The sequence below is a fragment of the Bythopirellula sp. genome (genome assembly GCF_041737835.1).
In the GTDB taxonomy this organism is placed as follows: Bacteria; Planctomycetota; Planctomycetia; order Pirellulales; family Lacipirellulaceae; genus Bythopirellula.
On sequence record NZ_JBGSQY010000030.1, the window covers coordinates 1 to 18,013 of the forward strand.

An 18,013-nucleotide genomic window follows, 5' to 3' on the forward strand; every position below is an offset into this window, starting at 1 on the left:
GTCGCCGCAGCGCTCGGCAATCCTCGGGACGGAATCCCTAGTCCCACGTTCGTGTTAGTGAATGAATACCGCGCCGGCCGCCTGCCTGTTTATCACTTTGATACTTATCGCCTCCGCGATGAAGATGAGTTTCTGGAACTTGGCCCCGAGGAATATTTCTCAGGTGCGGGGGTGACGTTTGTCGAATGGGCCGACCGCTTCGCCGAGATTCTGCCCAACGATTATCTGAAAATCGAAATTGCCCCCGTCGGCGAAACCGAACGGGAATTCACCATCACGGCGGTGGGAACGAAGTACGATCCGCTTGTGGAAGAATTAAGAAACCACGAAAAACAGAACCAATCGTCATCCTGAGAGAGCCTAGGCGACCGAAGGATCTGGCCTGCAGCACCATCACGCGATGAGAGCGTGTGAAGACTGAAGCTAGATTCTTCGGGTCGCGGAACTCCCCTCAGAATGACAAGTACACATATCTTTCGTGGTTAAAGAATATACTTACTCTGATCCTCATCCTGCACGATATCCGCCAGGCGCTCTTTCACATACGCCGCGTTGATTTCCACGCGGCCCATCTTCATGTCCGGCGCGGCAAAGCTCAGTTCTTCCAGCAGCCGCTCCAAGATAGTATGCAATCGCCGCGCGCCGATGTTCTGCGTCTTTTGATTGACCTGAAACGCAAATTCGGCCAGAGCCTCGATCGCGTCGGTCTTGAAATCAACGTCGACCCCTTCGGTCTGCATCAGGGCCACATATTGCTTGGTCAGCGCGTTGCGTGGTTCGGAAAGAATCCGCACGAAATCGTCCTTCACCAACGCTTCCAACTCCACGCGAATCGGAAAGCGTCCTTGTAGCTCCGGCATCAGGTCGCTCGGTTTGGTCGTGTGAAACGCCCCCGCCGCGATGAACAGCACGTGATCTGTTTTCACATAGCCATACCGCGTTTGCACGGTCGTTCCTTCAACAATCGGCAGCAAATCACGCTGCACACCCTGCCGCGATACGTCCGCCCCGCGACCTCCATCGCTCGCGACCACTTTATCGAGTTCGTCGATAAAGATCATGCCCGTGTTCTCGGCAAGCTCCACCGCCTGGGCATTCACCTTTTCTTGATTGATGAGCGCCTCGCACTCCTGATCGAACAGCACCTTGCGAGCTTCGGCGACCGTCATCTCGCGGCGGGAGACATTCTTCGGCAGGATTTTTTCGAGCATCCCCTGCATATCGAAATCCATCGTGTCGCCGCCGGGACCAGCCAACCCCGGAATCATCATCGCGTGGGCCTTTTGCTCGATCGTGATCTCGACGTTGCGATTCTCAAGCTCGCCGCCAACAAGCATCGCTCGCATCTTTTCACGTGTCCGCTCGAAGCGTTCCGGCGAATCCACACTGTCCGCCCCTACGTCGAACGACGACGGCATCGGCGCAAGCATATCCAGTAGCCGCTCCGTCACACGCCGCTCGGCTTCTTCCTTAACGTTGGTCATTTCGCGTTCGCGAACCAAGCCGATTGCGTTCTCGACCAACTCGCGAACCATGCTCTCCACGTCGCGGCCATAGTAACCGACTTCCGTGTATTTGGTCGCTTCGATTTTGATAAACGGCGCACCGGTCAAATTCGCCAGCCGCCGCGCGATCTCGGTCTTGCCGACGCCGGTGGGGCCAATCATCAGAATATTTTTCGGAGCGACTTCTTTGCGCATCTCGTCGTCGAGTTGCTGCCGCCGCCAACGGTTACGCACCGCGATCGCCACCGCACGCTTCGCGTCGGCCTGGCCGACGATATGGCGGTCGAGATGTTCCACAATTTCGCGCGGGGTCAGATTCTTCACTTGATCTCTTCAATTGTGATGTGTCGGTTGGAATAAACGCAAATCTCGCCGGAAATTTCGAGCCCGGCCCGTACGATCTCGGCGGCTGACAAATTGCTGTGCTTAATGAGTGCCCGCGCGGCCGACAGCGCATAGTTCCCGCCCGAGCCGATGCCGATAATGCCGTCGCTCGGTTGAATGACGTCGCCCGTGCCGGAAACGAGCAGCGAATGCTCGGCGTTCACCACCGCCACGAGCGCTTCGAGCCTTCTCAACGCGCGATCCATTCGCCACTCCTTGGCCAACTCCGTACATGCCCGCGGCAGATTCGAGGGATGATCCTTCAACTTCCCTTCGAGCCGTTCCATCAAGGCAAAGGCGTCGGCCGCTGCACCAGCAAAACCAACCAGCACTTTGTCGTCCATCAAACGACGAATCTTGACGGCATCGCTCTTCACGACGGTTTGACCCATCGTCACTTGGCCGTCGCCCCCGATGGCAACTTGCCCGTTATGCCGGACGGTAAGAATGGTGGTCGAACGAATTTTCATAAAGGCTCAATCAGGCTTGCTACTCAAATTGAATGTAAGCAAATCATTTTCGCTCACATCCCCAAACCTGCCAAGGGGCTTGAATATTGCCCGAAGAAGTTGTGGACCACGAATCACACGAATAAATCAAATTCGCTATATTCGTTAGGATTCGTGGTTACTTCCACTTTGTGTACTTCGTGGCTTTGTGGTCAATCTTCTTTCGGCAGCTTCTTTGGCTTGCACAGCCACTTCTTCGCATTCGCAGCGCGGCCACATTTTGTGCAGCCATACGTCGGCTCAACCACGATCTTCGCCAACAGGCCAAAATGATTTTCGAGCTGCGACTTCGTCCAGTGGCAAATCTCTTTCGTGGGTTCGGGTTTGTCGCTCATTAAAAAATTCACCACGATGGCACAAAGGTGGCACGAAGAACAAATAAAGAAAAATGGCAACCGAACTAAACTTTGTGATCTTCGTGCCTTTGTGGTTATTGTACTCCGCGAATATCATGAGTGTCAGCTTGGCGTATCTTTCAAATCTTAAATCTCAAATCGTAAATCTTACATCCCATGCCTCTCCCCAAATCCCCTGAGCTCATGCGACCCGCCGACACGGCCCTGCTGGTGATCGACGTCCAAGAACGGTTGCTTGCCGTGCAAGCCGTTGCCGCGCGGATTACCTGGAATATTCGCCGACTGCTCGATGGCGCGAAGATTCTCGGCGTCCGCATCGCCTGCACCGAACAGTATGCCGAGAAGCTCGGCCCCACCGCGCCAATTCTCGCCCAGCGGTTGACGAGCGCAGCCGTAAGCAAGATGACGTTCAGTTGCGGCTCGTGCAGTGCGATCTTCGACGATTGGCAAGCGGCCGGCATCGAGCGCGTCGTCGTCTGCGGCATCGAAACCCACGTCTGTGTCCAGCAAACGGTCCTCGATCTGTTAGCCGCGGGCTATCAGACGTTCGTGGTCGCCGATGCCGTGGGATCGAGATTCCCCATCGACCACGAAATCGCACTCAAACGTATGGAAGCCTCGGGTGCACTACTCACTACGACCGAAGCCGCCCTCTTCGAATGGTGCCACCAAGCCGGCACACTGGAGTTTAAGGAGATTAGCAAGTTGGTAAAAGAATGCGAGCCGTCAGCGTAAGCGCCCGGAATTAACCACGATATACACGAATAAATTTAGCCCCGGATGATTGCGAGGTCCTGCCGAGCACACACCCGGGGGCAGCAGTGTCATTAACTATGACGCCCTCCACCCCGCCGCTTCTTCTCCGTCGAGTCGTAACGTGAGGCACTTCGCACTGCCGCCGGCTTTCACGAATTCAGAAAGCGGCGTCTCGATCGGCGTGTAACCAAGCAAACGCAAAAGTTCGTGCAGATTCGGACAGCCGGTGTTCGTGACCACCGTTTTGCCGACGACCACCGCATTGCAGGCAAAGCTGCGCGCCTCGGCTTCCTCGATGGCGTGCAGATGCGGAACGTGTTCGGTGAGGACCTTCTGGCCGTAGTCGTCGAACGCGCCGGGGAAGTAGATCGCTTCACCGGGAGCCAGCGGACAGAAACAGGTGTCGAGATGGTAATAGTAAGGATCAACCAGTTCCAATGGCAGAACGCGCACGCCCAGCGTTTCGCCGATTTGCTGGTGACCCCGGGCATCGCTCCGCATGCGATAGCCGGCGAATAAGGTGTCGCCACAAAACAATGCATCGCCCGCCCCCTCGAAAAACATCCCACCCGGAGGGTAGTTAACGCGCCATCCGTTAGTTTCGAGCCACGCACGAAAGTGAGGTTCCTCGCCCTGGCGCTGCGGATGTTTGAAGTGGGCCAGTACGGCGGAATCACGAAACACGAGCGCCGCATTGGCCGTGAACACGAGATCGGGCAGTCCTTCCACAGCGGGGACTTCGGAGATCATCGCCCCGGTGCCGGCGAGGATCGCCCGAAGATCAGCCCATTGCTCGTTCGCCAGCGCGTGATCGGCCTGCCGTGCGGTGCTCATCCACGGATTGATTTCATAGTGGATGCCGTAGTGCGTCGGCGGGCACATGAGGATGTGAGGTGTAGACATGGGAAATCTCTTAAGCCCAGGGATTGCAATCCCTGGGCGTGTAAGTGTTACGATTGTTCCTCAAGCCGTTTGACTTCGCTCACGAGCGCACGCAGGAACGGTTCGACATCGGTCACGAGGCCGACCGTTTGAAAACTTCCGCGGTCGTTGAGTTTGATGACCGTCGAGGGATTAATGTCGACGCACACAACTTTCACGCTCGCGGGGAGGATGTTCCCGACGGCGATGGAGTGCAGCGTCGTGGCGATCATCAAGCAGAATGTTACATCGCGAATGGCGGCCCGCATGAGTCGTTGGTTGTCCAACGCGTCGGTGATCACATCCGGCAACGGGCCATCATCGCGGATGCTGCCCGACAGGATGAAATCGACATTGTTTTTGATGCACTCATACATAATGCCCGATTTGACAACGCCTTGGTCAACAGCGGCTTTGATCGAGCCAATTCGGCGGATGCGGTTGATCGCCCGCAGGTGGTGTTCGTGGCCGGCATCGGCGAGGCTCCCTTCGCTAATGTTCACGCCGAGGCTCGTGCCGAAGATCGCTTGCTCGATGTCGTGGGTTGCTAAGGCATTCCCCGCGAAAAGCTTGTGGATGTATCCGCCGCGGATCAATTCGCCGACCAGCGCACCGCTGCCGGTGTGGACAATGGCCGGTCCACCCACGAGCAAGGACTTGCCCGGGCCATTGCGATTCTCGAACAGCAGTTGTGCGATCTGCCGGATGACGACCCCTTTGGGTTTCTCGGTCGAGACCGCGCTGTTCATAAAGGCGAAGGCGTGATCCTGCTGGGCGCGTTCCAACGGAAAAACCCGCACCCCCGCGTGGCCCAAAACAATCGGCATGCCGACTTCCACGTCGGACATCGCCACGCACCGCGCGGCGTTGGTTTTGGGATCGACCGTGATCCCGCAATCCATCTCCTGAAGCGCGACAGGATTCCATTTGCCGTCGAGGCGGACTTCGGTTTCCTGGTTGGTCGTGCTGTAGAAACCTTCGGGGAACGCGCCGGCGATATCGGCCTCGACCAACCGGCAGTCGGTTCCCGCCGTGGGGACCGCGCCATGATCGGCAATTTGGGCAAGGATCGTTTGCAGGGCGTCCTCGGTCTCGGCACGAACTTCGACCAGCGCGTAGCTGGGGTCGGAGCGTTCCTGGCCGATGCTGATGTGCTTAATCCGAAAGTGCCCACCGAGGGTCGTGATTTGGTCCAAAACCTTGGGCAGGATGAGGCTGTCGATGATGTGGCCGCGGACGTCAACGTCTTCGACCGGCCCATGCTGTTCGGCGGCGGTGGTTTCCAGCGTCATGAATTCACCTGGAGTGGCAAGAGGAGTCTTTGCAGGGAATTGTAGTCGTAAGTCCCACGGGAGTTGAGCCGAATCAATCGAAAACCGACGAAACCGGGCCACAACGGCGTGTCTTTCCGAATTTGCGAAAACACCATATATTAAGGGGCTAACTGAATGACTTGGCCGCTTGCCCGAAACCGCGCGGTGATTTCGGCAAACGGTAATCAATATAAGTAAGCAATGATGAACGAAGAAAACGAAAACGGTTCGCCCTGGGACTCACTGATCGGCGACCTGGGCGTGGAAATCCAACCCGAAGCACTTGAGCGCAAACAGCCAGCTCCCAAGGAATTGCCCAAGGTGGTCCAGGAGCGCAGCGAGGTTGCCCCTCCACCAGTCGCCCCGAGCGATTGGAGTGGCTTGGCGTCGTCCTTAGGTTTGGAAGTACCTCCCGAACCCGAACCAGTTCCCAAGAAGGCGGAACCCATCGCCAAGAAGCAGTCCGAACCACAACGGTCGGAAAAACCACGCGAGCCCAAAGCACGTGAAGAACGGGCACGAGAAGACAAACCACGTGAGGAACGACCTCGCGAGGAAAGATCTCGCAGCGATAAACCCCGCGAAGGTCGACCGCGGCCTGAGCGTTCGCGCTCCGACGATCGCGCCCGAGAGAAAAAGTCGGAACGCTCGGAAGAGCGCCCGCGTGGTCGTGGTGATCGCCGTCGTGAAAAGCCGGTGGAAGCTCAAGAGGAAATCGTGTTTGAGGAAGTCTTCGAAGAACACGATGAGTTGATTGAAGATACCGCCGCTCCTACCTCGGAACCCCAAACGGCAGAAGAGAAAGAGAAGCAGCGGATCTCGGGCGAGGCGGCACGCAGCGCGTTCGATGCCCTGTTCTCGGCCGACGCTGTGAATTGGGGAAGCGCGTTTGTTTCGCCGCGGACGAATGTTGAATCATCCTTCTTGTTCACCGAAGGTGAAGAAGCCGTTTTCGCCGAGGACATCCCCGACAAATCTCAAGATGACGAGGACGAAGAAGAAGCCTCGGATGAGACTAAGAAACGTCCCCGCCGACGCCGACGTGGTGGACGTGGTCGGGGCCGCGGCAGACGCGGTGAACAAGATGAGAAATCCGAAGATGATGTCGAACTCGAAGAAGGAACTTCTATCGACGACGAGGAAGCTGGTGACTCTGAAAGTGCGGACACCGATGGCGAGTCCACCGAGGAAGGGGATGAACGGCCCGAGAAGCGTCGACGTCGCCGACGACCGCGAGGACGGGGCCGTCGAGATGAAGAGGGTGAAACCTCAAATGAGGAAGAGGACACGCAGGTCCGCCGCCGAGTTGCTGCCCACGTCGACGACGAGGGTGACGATGACGACGATGATGATGAAATGGATGGCGATGGCGATGACGAAGCCCGCAGTGGTCATCGCAATTTGCCAACCTGGAACGACGCCATTGGCGTGATCGTCGATGGCAATCTGGCCCAGCGGAGCAAGGCACCCGCCAAACCGCAGAATTCTTCGTCCCGAGGCCGCAGTCGCGGAGGCCGCCGGCATAAAAAGTCGTAGTCCCGTTTACGAATGAATATTGAACCGAGCCGGTTCGTTTCGACCAGACAATCCTATGTCCGGCGATGCGAACCGGCTCGTTGAATGAAATGAGATCGCGTATGAATTCCGGAAGCGTCGTTGGAAATGTGGTCGATATTCGCGGCAAGCGAGTTTTCGCCGCGGAAGTCAAGTTTCTCGATGGCAAGATCACAGCCATTGAACCCGTCGACGCCAAGCCGGAGAAATACCTGCTGCCGGGTTTCATCGACGCCCATGTGCATGTGGAAAGTTCAATGCTTGTGCCGAGCGAGTTCGCCCGCGCCGCAGTGACGCATGGCACGGTAGCCACGGTGAGCGATCCGCACGAGATTGGCAACGTGCTGGGCGTGGCCGGTGTGGAATACATGCTGGCGAATGCCGCGGCTTCGCCATTCAAGTTTAATTTTGGTGCCCCCTCGTGCGTGCCGGCCACGACGTTTGAAACCGCCGGCGCGACGATCACCGTCGACGAAGTTCGAGAGCTGCTCGCCAATCCACGGATTTTGTATCTGAGCGAGATGATGAACTTCCCCGGCATCTTGCACGGGGACCCAGAATGCATGGCGAAAGTCGCCGCGGCGCAGGAAGTCGGGAAGCCCGTCGACGGCCATGCCCCCGGCTTGCGCGGTGAGCAAGCTGCCAAATACATCGCCGCTGGAATCTCGACCGATCACGAATGTTTTACGAAGGAAGAAGCCCTCAATAAGGTCGCGGCGGGATGCAAGATTTCCATTCGCGAAGGTTCCGCCGCGCGGAATTTTGATGCTCTGTACACGCTCATAGGCGAGTATCCGCAGCAAACGATGCTGTGCAGCGATGACAAGCATCCCGACGAATTGTTAGTCAGTCATATTAATGGCTTAGTCCGCCGTGCCGTCGAGCGCGGAATCAATGTCTTTGACGCCTTGGAAGCGGCATGTCTCAATCCGATCGATCATTACCGCCTTAACGTGGGCCAGCTTCGCGTGGGAGATCCGGCGGATTTTATCGAAGTCGATTCGCTCAACGATTTTAACGTCAGCCGCACGTGGATTGATGGCCAGCTTTTGGCCGAAAACGGTGAAACGACGATCCCACGAATCGAGCCGGACGTGGTAAACAATTTCACGGCCGATTATGTCACCGCCGACCAGCTCAAAGTCAAACCCGGTGGAGAGACTTTGCAGGTGATTGAGGCGCTCGACGGCCAGTTGATTACAAACTGTTTACCGCTGCCGCCTCAAGTCGAAGATGGCGTCGTGGTGAGCGATACCGACCGCGATATTTTGAAGCTGGTGGTGATGAACCGCTACCAAAAAGCCCCGCCAGCGATTGCGTTCATCAAAAATTTTGGGCTCAAGCGCGGTGCGATGGCCTCGAGCGTGGCCCATGATTCGCATAATGTGATCGCCGTGGGAACTAATGATGACGATCTCGTGACGGCGATCAATGAGGTTATGACCGCTGGAGGCGGCCTATCGGCCGTTTGCGCGGCCGAGAAGATTAAACTCGTTCTGCCCCTCCCCGTGGCGGGATTGATGGCGACCGGCACCTGCGCTGAAGTTGCCGAAGCCTATCAAAAGCTCGATAAGGCCGTAAAATCGTGGGGTTCACCTTTGCGAGCCCCGTACATGACGCTGTCGTTCATGGCCTTGTTGGTGATTCCAGCACTCAAGCTGAGTGATCTTGGTTTGTTCGACGGCGGCAAGTTTGAGTTCACACCATTACTCAAGTAAGGAGACACAATGAGCGATCCCTTTATGGAAGCGGCGATCGAAGAAGCCCGGGCGGGCCTTACCGAGGGTGGGATTCCGATTGGTTCGGTGTTGGTGATCGACAACAAAATCGTTGGTCGCGGCCACAATCGCCGGGTGCAGAAGGGGAGTGCGATCTTGCACGCCGAGATGGATTGCCTCGAAAACGCGGGACGGCTCAAACCGAAGGATTACCGCCGCGCCACGCTCTACTCGACCTTGTCTCCCTGCGACATGTGCAGCGGCACCGCCCTGCTCTACAACATTCCACGAGTCGTGATCGGTGAAAATCGCACATTTCAGGGGCCTGAAGACTATGTCCGCTCACGCGGCGTGGAACTAACCATTGTCGACAATGCCGAGTGCATAGAATTGATGCGTCAGTTTATCGCCGACCGTCCCGAATTGTGGAACGAGGACATCGGCGAAGTTTAACTCGGCCGGCGGATTTTCCCATGCTGTTCTCACCTCGCATTCGCTTGAAGTCGCTCGCCCAGCTTTGCCATCGCTTGGCGACGGCCACCAATGCGGGGATTCAAGATCGCAAAATCTGGACCGACGAAGCAACCCGCGGCTCCCGCAGTGAACGTGCGGCGGCAGGTTTGATTAGCGATCAATTGGCCCGAGGCAATTCGATCACCGATGCGCTCCGCCAGACAGGAGATTATTATCCCCCCCTGTTTCGACAGATGGTGGAGGTTGGTGAAGTGAGTGGCCGGCTCGGAGAAATTTACAAGCGATTGGCACGCAACTACGACCGCGTGCTGGCATCGCGACGGGCGTTTCTCGGTCGCATCGCTTGGCCAGTCCTCCAACTCGGCATGGCGATCTTGGTCATCGGGTTGTTGATTTTGATCCTGGGCATGCTGCCGGTCAACCAAACGGCTCAGGGCGTGCAGTATGATTCCTTGGGCTGGGGGCTGGTGGGCACACCGGGGCTCATCAAGTACGTCAATTTCCTGTTGCTCTTAACGATCCTATTCATCGTGTTCTTTGAATCCCTCCGGCGGGGTGCCGGTTGGACACGTTCCATGCAACGCACACTCGTGACAATCCCCGTCATCGGCGGGGCCTTCAAGACGCTTGCGCTGGCGAAATTCACATGGGCTTTGCAACTCGTGCTCGACACGCCGATGGATATTCGCAAGGCACTCGCGCTCGCTCTCAACGCCACCGGCAACGATTACTACTCACGACACGCGGAAGACGTCGCCCGGCGGATCGAACAAGGCCAAACGGTCACCCAAGCACTGATTGCCACGCGCGTCTTTCCCAGCGACTTGATTGACAGTATTGCCGTCGGCGAAGAAAGCGGCCGGATGGTCGAAATCATGGAACGCCAAGCGGCGGAATACGAAGAACGCTCGGGAATGGCGATCGCGATCCTCGCCCAATTCGCCGGCTACGTGATTTGGCTGTTGGTGGCGGGATTCATCATTGTCATGATTTTCCGCATGTTTTCGTCCTACGTGGATACGATTCAGAGCCTCACTACGAACTAACTGACAAACCGCACCGCATAAATCGGTGGCAAGTTACTCGACACATTCTGCCACGATTCGCCACTGTCTTCTGAAATCCACAGGTTGCCCGTTGTGGAACCCATCACCAAGCGGTCGCCTGTTTCGTCGACTTCAAGCGCATGCCGAAACACGATATCGTAGGCTTTTTCTGTGGGCAATCCTTGGGAAATCTGCCGGAAACTCTGCGCACCGTCCGTCGTTTTCGTCACGACAAATTTGGCGTCTTTGGGAATGCGAAACTCATCCTTGATCGCCGGGACAAACCACGCCGTCTGGGGATCGCGCGGATGCACGGCCACGGCAAAGCCAAACACGGCCGGCTCGACGTCGGTAATCTCCTCCCAACTTTCACAGCCGTTGGTGGTGTGGAACATGCCATTGTGGTGTTGAATCCAGGCATGGTTGAAATCGCTCGGACAGGCCACGAGCCGATGCGGATCTTGAATCACCGGATTGTAGGCTTCCTCGGGGGGCATATACTCAGCGCGAAGCCCCGTGCTGCAACATTCCCAATTCTCTCCGCCGTCACGAGTCCGCCAGGCGCCGCCACAGGAAATTCCAATCACAACGTGCTGCGAATCCCTGGGATCGACTGCGATCGAATGAATCCCCGGCTCATCCTTGCCGCCACCAAACCACTTCATCCGTTCCGGGCGATTCCACAGTGATTCAACAAGTTGCCAACTCTCGCCCGCGTCGTCGCTGCGGAAGAGTCCCCCCGGAATCGTGCCGCACCATAACGTTTGATTCCCAGCGCCCCCTGTTTCCATGGCCCAAATTTCTTTGAGCGCCGCGGGCTTCATCGCGTGCGAACCATCGGCTTCCGGCATACGATCGGGGAGCGTTGCCCCCTCGGGATAGGTTGGTGCCGCGACTTCGGTCCATGTTTTTCCCTGGTCATTGCTGCGATGCAAATGCGCGCCAAAGTGCCCTAAGTCCAGCGCCGCGTACCAATTTCCATCACGGGGATCGGCCAGCGACATCGACACCGGTGAGCCGAGAAATGCCAAGTCTGCGATCTCCCACTTTCCCGCGGCAGACCGCCTAAGCGTAAACAATCCCTTCCGAGAACAAACGTGAATCGTGTCAGACATGGTATCGCTTCAAGAATGCAAATAGATTTGTGAACAGATTTTTCAGCCCCCTGAAAGGGCCTGCATCACATAAATTTCGGAGTTAGCCTGTATCGGGTCCGTAAGTCCCAAGCGGTCGGCAATGATTTCGCCGTCGACGAAGATCATCACATGCCGACGCAAACGGCCCTGATCGTCGAGAATATAAGTCCGCAGCCGGTCGCGGCCTGCTAGCGAACCCGCCAGCGCAGCTCCGACGGTATTCCCCTCGACTTGGACCGGTTCGCAGTTGACGAACGACTGCAAATGACTGGTAAAATGAACGACCGCCATAGCGTTCGATTATTGTCAACAAGCAAACGCTTGAGAAGCTTCCTAGAATGGAAAAATCGGGATGAATCAAGACCAGGCCGATTCTCGCTGGAAGCGTGTGCGTGGCTGGCTGCTGTCGCGGAATGTGATCCGGGTCTGCTGGGTCATGAACGTGGCGGTTTTGCTGGGTACAACAGTTTGGATTCTCCGCGATGGCAAGTTTGCCGAAGGGGTGGTCGCCTTCAAACGGCACATCGCTGCCTACGGGAACGAAGAATCGGCACTCACAGTCGTTCCACCACTCCTCTGGCCACGTGTCGATGCGTTATGGTTCGTATTCATCACCGCGGTTACGAGCTCGGCTGGAATTTTTACCGGGTTGGTGGCCGGCGCGGGAATTCACCGCGGCGTGCGGGCATGGCTGGTGCTGATGTTGCTACTGGCGGGGTGGCTGACACTCATCACAACCTGGCCGCAACTTGTCTGGCAGGGGCAAGTCTGGCGGGTGGCAGGCGCGCTACCCGAATTCAATCAGCTTTCAGAAAAACTGCTCTCCAACTGGCCCGACAATGACGGCGACATCGAACCGCTGGGCCCGTTCATGGCCTACCCAATTGGCAAGCCACGGACGCTGATGCTGATTAAGAATCCACAAGTCCCCGGCACCGGCCTCACGATTTCGTTGATCGAGCGTAACACCGAAGAGACGCTACTTTTTCAATTGGCGGGCAATGAAGAAGGACTCTGGGTCGTGAAAGAACAAGCCGACGAACCGCAAGCCTTTTTCAGCGGTCTCGACGGCGAGTATATGCCTGTCCATTTTCGCCGCCTAAAACTGGGATGGTTTCTCGTGCGTTATATTTACGCGCCAACGGTCATGCCGGAGTCGCGCCAGGCACGATAAGTGATAGCTTGGACATTCTAACCGCGAATCAAACAAGCGAAGTCTGCGTTCTCTCAGGGGCATTGCCATGCGGGTCGTGCAGTATTCTATCCACCCCAGGGTCCGAATAGCAATGCTTAAGGACATGCGGAGCGAATGTTGACGGAGTTCTAAAAAAGTAACTTACTCGCCTATCAGCACTTGTAAGTGGTATGCAAGTTGCCCTTCTCTGGTGTGCATGCAAACAACACTTAGGGGAACTTCGCTATGGAATCCGATACCGTCGTCCGCGCGTGGGAAAAACGTGTCCTGCAACCTCAGCACCGTGCCGTCAAAACCGCTGGAATTGAACCCCAGCGCTCAGCCGAACCACCTCAAAATGTGGGAACATCGGAGCGAATGGCTTCGCTCGTCGGTGGGGCGGCCTTCGTGTTAGCTGGTCGAAAAAATGGCAACCTGGGCGGTTTGCTCTTAGCAGCCCTAGGGGCAAGTTTGATTTATCGAGGCGCCAAGGGCCATTGCACATGCTATGAGAAACTTGGAATTTCCTCAGCAACGCATAATAAAAATTCCGTGATTCCCGCTCAGCAAGGCGTCAAGCTAGAAAAACATCTCACGGTCAATCGCCCCGCCTCAGAGCTTTACAGTTTTTGGCGTAATCTCACCAACCTGCCGCAAGTATTCAAGCACCTGATCTCCGTCGAAATGCGTGATGGCAACGTCTCGCATTGGGTCGCTGCGGGTCCTGCCAACACAAAGATTGAGTGGGATGCCGAAGTACTCAAGGATCACGAAAACGAACTTGTCGCTTGGCGATCACTGCCGGGAAGCCAAATCGATACCGCAGGTAGCGTGAAATTTGAACCGACCAAGAACGACCGCGGGACTGTTGTCGTCGTGTCCATGAAATACAATCCGCCCGGTGGCCAAATTGCAGATTATTTGGCGTCGTGGTTCGGCGGTGATCTGAAGTCGAAACTGGACGACGACCTGCGCAATTTCAAAAGCTTAATGGAAGCAAGCGAAATTCCGTCAACCTCGGGGCAACCCCAAGGCACGAGTTAACAGCGAGAAAAATCATGAAAGCCTTGTGTTGGTATGGAAAATACGACGTGCGTGTCGAAGACGTTCCTGATCCCAAAATCATCAACTCGCGAGATGCGATTATTCGTGTCACCGCGACCGCCATTTGTGGTTCGGACCTGCATCTTTACGACAAATGCATACCCTCCATGCAGGCTGGTGATATTCTCGGCCATGAATTCATGGGGGAAGTTGTTGAAATTGGCTCGGGAGTAAAGAACTTAAAAGTCGGTGATCGCGTCGTTGTGCCGTTTACGATCGCTTGCGGGAACTGCTTTTTCTGTAGCCGAAAACTCTGGGCACTCTGTGATAACTCCAATCCCAATGCGGGAGTCGCGGAACGCCTGTACGGTTACTCGGGTTCTGGGCTGTTTGGTTACTCGCACATTTATGGTGGCTACGCAGGTGGACAGGCCGAATATGTCCGCGTTCCTTACGCGGATGTTGGCCCCTTCAAAATCCCAGAAGGGCTCAGCGATGAGCAGGTTCTCTTTTTGACGGACATCTTGCCCACCGGATATATGGCTGCCGAGAACGCTAATATTCAAACCGGCGACACTGTCGCGGTCTGGGGTTGCGGCCCCGTGGGACAATTCGCCATCCAGAGTGCGTGGTGGTTTGGCGCGGGTCGCGTGATTGCCATCGATCATTACCCTCATCGCCTGGATCTCGCCCGGCGTTTTGCCAGAGCCGAGACCATCGATTTTTCACAAGAAGACGTGTTTGAACGCCTCAACGAAATGACCGGTGGCATTGGCCCTGACGCCTGCATTGATGCCGTTGGTATGGAAGCCCATGGCACGGCGCCCGATGCCATTTACGATCGCGTGAAGCATGCGCTCATGCTCACGACTGACCGTTCGCACGTGCTGCGTGAAGCTATTCATTGCTGCCGCAAGGGAGGGACTGTCTCGGTTCCAGGTGTCTACGGCGGCTACCTCGACAAACTTCCCTTCGGTGGGGCGTTTGCCAAGGGTCTTAAATTCGCGATGGGGCAAACCCATGTTCACCGCTATTTACCAACACTCCTTGAAAAAATTCAAGGCAACGGCCAGCCGGGCTTTGATCCCACCTACATTATCTCGCATCGCTTTTCTTTGAGCGAAGCGCCGCAGGCTTATGATCTTTTTCGCAATCAGCAGAATGAGTGCACGAAGGTTGTGTTGACACCATGAATGAACGTCCTTGGAAAAACTTGGCAATCATGACCGCGAGTTATGTCGCTTGGAAAGCCGTCTCTGCTGCGTCGCGGTACACGACCTTCAGAAACAAGGTCGTTGTCATCACGGGAGGCTCGCGGGGGTTGGGGCTCGTCCTTGCGAGACAGTTTGCCGCCGAAGGTGCCAAGCTCGCTATCTGTGCCCGCGATGTTAACGGACTTGAAACGGCCCAGTCGGAATTGCTTGCCCTCGGCGTCCCGGTGGTCGCTCAGGTGTGCGATATGGAAGATCGCTCACAGATTCAACATTTCATAAAATCGGTCAACAACGACTACGGACGAATTGACGTGCTCATTAACAATGCCGGCATTATTCAAGTTGGCCCCTTGAATTCGCATACGCATGCCGACTTTGAGCAGGCCATGAACACACATTTTTGGGGAGTGCTCCACGCGGTTGAATCTGTGCTGCCAATCATGCGGCAACGCGGCGCTGGTCGCATTGTGAACATCGCCTCGATTGGCGGGCAACTCGCCATACCTCACTTGCTTCCCTACTCAACAAGCAAGTTTGCGCTCGTGGGATTCTCTGACGGCTTACGTGCCGAATTACTCCGGGAAGGAATTTACGTCACAACGATCTGCCCGGGATTGATGCGAACAGGGAGCCCACGCAATGCGACTTTCAAAGGAAAGCATCGCGCGGAGTACGCTTGGTTCAGCATCAGTTCCTCTTTGCCTCTATTGAGCATGAGCGCCCAGCGCGCCGCCAGCAAGATTGTAAGTGCTTGTCGTTACGGCCGAGCGAAAGTGACCCTTTCACTACCGGCAAAATTAGCAGTCCTTGCTAATACGCTGGCCCCTGAATTGACCTCTGATTTGTTGGGACTCGCGAACAGGTTATTGCCCGATCCCGGAGGCATCCAACACCACGCTGCTCTGGGCAAGCATTCGACTTCCTGGGCATCACCCTCGCTGCTGACTACGCTCACCGACCAAGCGGCGGAATCTAATAATGAAATGTGAACTCGTGCTTAGAACCTATCCGTGGACTGAAACTAACGAGATTTGGTCGTCGTCATAGGGAAAGGAATTCTCTTGTCTCAATGGTCGAAGTGCTTGTTGCCTAGTGTTGTCTCGTCGGCGCTAAAAAGAAAGCCAACAACGACCTCGCATTCATTCCTCTGCAGGTCGGCTATCTCGCTGCCACCCGGGCAGTTCGGAAAGGCTCTCAGTGCAACGTTCGCACGTGCTCGCGCAAGGCAAGCTGTGGGCCTACGAGCCGCTTGGAAATCCGAACGCTCAGTGTATCGGCATGAGGCTGGGTCACGAGATCGGCCAAATAACTTGTGAGAACCGCGGACTTGCCGTCTTCAGATTCAATCAAGTAATGCACCCAAGCCCAGGATTCCGCATAATCTTGTTGCGTCATATCGGCGGCGGAAGTCAACGATTCCAGCCGCGCTAAATCGGGCTGCCAGGTTCCCGCTTCCGCTTGCTTGACGAGCATTTCGATATGGGCTTCGTTATACCCCCTACGGCCACGACCGACTTCAAAATACTCGGCCAGCCCTTCGTCGAGCCACAACGGCAAATGAGGCACGGCCGCATGCAGGTAGCCGTGAGCCACTTCATGCCGCAGATCGACGGCCACTTGATCGCTCCAGTGCGCATAGACCGTCAGATCGGTGTTCGTCCCAACAAAAATCGCCCGCCGCGTATTCATCTCGGGGAAGCGCAGATTCAAGAACTTCGTATAACTCGATTCGTCAGCATACAGATAAATATGAATTGGCTTGTCGTTGGGGGTGAGACCCAGTCGTGTGTTGATCCACTCACGCTGTTCGACGAGCTCGTTGATCAGTCGTTGTTGACCCGCGAGCGGCGAATCACTGTGGATGACAAGCTGCCCGCAAGGATGTTCATAAGGAAACGCATCCCAATGCTTTTGCTTGTGCAAGAGTTGGCAACCCGCGCATACACCGCCCGCGAGAATTACTAGCCATAGCGCGGCGGTTCGAATCCAGGGGCGAGCGAGCATTCCACGACTCGCGCACTGCGAGTATCCAACGCCAATACGGCTCCCTCCGTGGTGACCGTTGCGGGGAATTGTACCGACTTGCTAGCAAATCCCGAAGATCAATAAGCCCGGCGAATTAACGAGCTAGCAGCGCAGTTTCCCCGGTTTTTACCACCATGCGCGTCTCGTCGCCAATCCAAAACATCGCCCGCGACAAGTGAGCCAAACGATTGTCATTCGATTGCATTCTGTCGCAACTCTGATTGCGGCTCACATTCAAACGGACAGTGCCGACAACCATTGCCGCAGCACCAGCCGCGTTTGAGCAAATACTCCGCGGTAAACACCACCAAACCACGTTCGACGTAATAGTCGACGCCCGCGCGCAATTCATTCGCTGCGTCCGGCGCAGCGGAATCCAACTTATTCATGACAGACAAAGTGCGCAGCAATGCACACGGACCCTTTGTAAGGACAAACCAAGAGTAAGGGCGCAACAAAATTGCGGCAGGGCAACTTTCGACTGGCAAAGTGCGACTGGCCTTCATCCCGCGCGAAGGCTTCATCTATCCGTCGTGGTAGGTCTTCTGACTCCCAAGCTCGATCGGTTCGGCCTTCTCGCGGCGAATTTCCGAGAAAATCAGCCGCAATGGCCCTAAGAATTGAACCCATCTTCACGCTTGGTCACAGCGGCGGGGCCGTCCCGGACTAAGATTCTCGAAGAATCTGGCACCGGATTCCCTGTTCGTCGATCGGAGAAAAACTCTGCGACCGACCACCATGACAGTGAGGCTCAAGGTATCAGTAGCCAAGAGAAGAGTCAAGCAATTTTGTAGGAGTTGGTGACCAACCGCTGGGTTATTGGAACGGGTTCAGTCGGGACGCCGAAAGGCTGGGCGTTGAGGCCGAAGTCGATAATCAGCTCC

19 protein-coding genes and 1 riboswitch are annotated in these 18,013 nt (G+C 56.1%); of the genes, 10 read left to right on the forward strand and 9 right to left on the reverse strand.

What is annotated here, in order from left to right; translation table 11 throughout:
- The coding region (gene tsaE, locus AC6T8Q_RS08565) for a tRNA (adenosine(37)-N6)-threonylcarbamoyltransferase complex ATPase subunit type 1 TsaE (protein WP_500678679.1) at positions 1-354 on the forward strand (354 nt) is incomplete at its 5' end.
- A 128-nt stretch (positions 355-482) separates the two neighbouring features.
- Here tsaE and hslU read toward each other — a convergent pair.
- From hslU to AC6T8Q_RS08580, 3 genes are all read right to left on the reverse strand, one after another.
- Positions 483-1,829 (reverse strand): ATP-dependent protease ATPase subunit HslU, encoded by a 1,347-nt coding sequence (gene hslU / locus AC6T8Q_RS08570; protein WP_496918927.1) that lies wholly within the window; start codon positions 1,827-1,829, stop codon positions 483-485.
- Positions 1,826-2,359, reverse strand: a complete 534-nt coding sequence (hslV, locus tag AC6T8Q_RS08575; RefSeq protein WP_496918928.1) for an ATP-dependent protease subunit HslV — start codon at positions 2,357-2,359, stop codon at positions 1,826-1,828. Before hslV ends, hslU begins: the two co-directional genes overlap by 4 nt.
- A 191-nt stretch (positions 2,360-2,550) precedes the next feature.
- The gene (locus AC6T8Q_RS08580) at positions 2,551-2,733 is read right to left on the reverse strand and encodes a hypothetical protein (RefSeq protein WP_496918929.1); all 183 of its coding nucleotides are present in this window, start codon (positions 2,731-2,733) and stop codon (positions 2,551-2,553) included.
- Between the two features lie 177 nt (positions 2,734-2,910).
- On the opposite strand from AC6T8Q_RS08580, the gene AC6T8Q_RS08585 reads away from it, so the two are divergent.
- On the forward strand, positions 2,911-3,489 hold the full coding sequence (locus tag AC6T8Q_RS08585; RefSeq protein ID WP_500678680.1) for an isochorismatase family protein: 579 nt from the start codon (positions 2,911-2,913) through the stop codon (positions 3,487-3,489).
- Positions 3,490-3,585: 96 nt separating this feature from the next.
- Here the strand turns inward: AC6T8Q_RS08585 and AC6T8Q_RS08590 are convergent, their stop codons facing one another.
- Together AC6T8Q_RS08590 and AC6T8Q_RS08595 are read right to left on the reverse strand one after the other, a co-directional pair.
- Positions 3,586-4,413, reverse strand: a complete 828-nt coding sequence (locus AC6T8Q_RS08590) for a dimethylarginine dimethylaminohydrolase family protein (RefSeq protein WP_500678681.1) — start codon at positions 4,411-4,413, stop codon at positions 3,586-3,588.
- Between the two features lie 47 nt (positions 4,414-4,460).
- Positions 4,461-5,723 carry an ornithine cyclodeaminase, nickel-pincer nucleotide-dependent gene (locus AC6T8Q_RS08595; protein ID WP_500678682.1) on the reverse strand — a complete coding sequence of 421 codons (1,263 nt, stop codon included), beginning with the start codon at positions 5,721-5,723 and terminating at the stop codon, positions 4,461-4,463.
- Between the two features lie 225 nt (positions 5,724-5,948).
- On the opposite strand from AC6T8Q_RS08595, the gene AC6T8Q_RS08600 reads away from it, so the two are divergent.
- The 4 genes from AC6T8Q_RS08600 (at position 5,949) to AC6T8Q_RS08615 (ending at position 10,536) form a co-directional block, all read left to right on the forward strand.
- Complete coding sequence (locus AC6T8Q_RS08600) at positions 5,949-7,280, forward strand: hypothetical protein (protein WP_500678683.1); 1,332 nt, start codon at positions 5,949-5,951, stop codon at positions 7,278-7,280.
- A 101-nt stretch (positions 7,281-7,381) separates the two neighbouring features.
- Positions 7,382-9,016 (forward strand): adenine deaminase, encoded by a 1,635-nt coding sequence (gene ade / locus AC6T8Q_RS08605; protein ID WP_500678684.1) that lies wholly within the window; start codon positions 7,382-7,384, stop codon positions 9,014-9,016.
- Between the two features lie 9 nt (positions 9,017-9,025).
- Positions 9,026-9,469 carry a nucleoside deaminase gene (locus AC6T8Q_RS08610; protein ID WP_500678685.1) on the forward strand — a complete coding sequence of 148 codons (444 nt, stop codon included), beginning with the start codon at positions 9,026-9,028 and terminating at the stop codon, positions 9,467-9,469.
- A 20-nt stretch (positions 9,470-9,489) separates the two neighbouring features.
- On the forward strand, positions 9,490-10,536 hold the full coding sequence (locus AC6T8Q_RS08615; RefSeq protein WP_500678686.1) for a type II secretion system F family protein: 1,047 nt from the start codon (positions 9,490-9,492) through the stop codon (positions 10,534-10,536).
- On the opposite strand, the gene AC6T8Q_RS08620 is transcribed toward AC6T8Q_RS08615, so the two are convergent.
- Both AC6T8Q_RS08620 and AC6T8Q_RS08625 read right to left on the reverse strand, forming a co-directional pair.
- Positions 10,533-11,651 carry a WD40/YVTN/BNR-like repeat-containing protein gene (locus AC6T8Q_RS08620; RefSeq protein WP_500678687.1) on the reverse strand — a complete coding sequence of 373 codons (1,119 nt, stop codon included), beginning with the start codon at positions 11,649-11,651 and terminating at the stop codon, positions 10,533-10,535. The genes AC6T8Q_RS08615 and AC6T8Q_RS08620 overlap by 4 nt on opposite strands.
- A gap of 42 nt (positions 11,652-11,693) precedes the next feature.
- The gene (locus AC6T8Q_RS08625; protein WP_500678688.1) at positions 11,694-11,963 is read right to left on the reverse strand and encodes a MoaD/ThiS family protein; all 270 of its coding nucleotides are present in this window, start codon (positions 11,961-11,963) and stop codon (positions 11,694-11,696) included.
- 61 nt (positions 11,964-12,024) lie between these two features.
- Between AC6T8Q_RS08625 and AC6T8Q_RS08630 the strand changes: the two genes are divergently transcribed.
- The 4 genes from AC6T8Q_RS08630 to AC6T8Q_RS08645 all read left to right on the forward strand — a co-directional run bounded on the left by AC6T8Q_RS08630 (position 12,025) and on the right by AC6T8Q_RS08645 (position 16,093).
- The gene (locus AC6T8Q_RS08630; RefSeq protein WP_500678689.1) at positions 12,025-12,846 is read left to right on the forward strand and encodes a hypothetical protein; all 822 of its coding nucleotides are present in this window, start codon (positions 12,025-12,027) and stop codon (positions 12,844-12,846) included.
- 246 nt (positions 12,847-13,092) lie between these two features.
- Positions 13,093-13,890: an SRPBCC family protein gene (locus tag AC6T8Q_RS08635; RefSeq protein WP_500678690.1), complete on the forward strand. Its 798-nt coding sequence runs from the start codon at positions 13,093-13,095 to the stop codon at positions 13,888-13,890.
- Between the two features lie 14 nt (positions 13,891-13,904).
- The gene (locus AC6T8Q_RS08640) at positions 13,905-15,083 is read left to right on the forward strand and encodes a zinc-dependent alcohol dehydrogenase (protein ID WP_500678691.1); all 1,179 of its coding nucleotides are present in this window, start codon (positions 13,905-13,907) and stop codon (positions 15,081-15,083) included.
- A complete protein-coding gene (locus tag AC6T8Q_RS08645) occupies positions 15,080-16,093 on the forward strand; it encodes an SDR family NAD(P)-dependent oxidoreductase (protein WP_500678692.1) in 1,014 nt (337 codons plus the stop codon). The genes AC6T8Q_RS08640 and AC6T8Q_RS08645 overlap by 4 nt, the downstream gene beginning before the upstream one ends.
- Before the next feature lie 205 nt (positions 16,094-16,298).
- Here the strand turns inward: AC6T8Q_RS08645 and AC6T8Q_RS08650 are convergent, their stop codons facing one another.
- Positions 16,299-17,108: a DUF1570 domain-containing protein gene (locus AC6T8Q_RS08650; RefSeq protein WP_500678693.1), complete on the reverse strand. Its 810-nt coding sequence runs from the start codon at positions 17,106-17,108 to the stop codon at positions 16,299-16,301.
- A gap of 212 nt (positions 17,109-17,320) precedes the next feature.
- Positions 17,321-17,518: a C1orf53 family protein gene (locus AC6T8Q_RS08655; RefSeq protein ID WP_500678694.1), complete on the reverse strand. Its 198-nt coding sequence runs from the start codon at positions 17,516-17,518 to the stop codon at positions 17,321-17,323.
- A 129-nt stretch (positions 17,519-17,647) separates the two neighbouring features.
- Positions 17,648-17,885, reverse strand: a riboswitch (cobalamin riboswitch).
- Between the last annotated feature and the right edge of the window lie 128 nt (positions 17,886-18,013).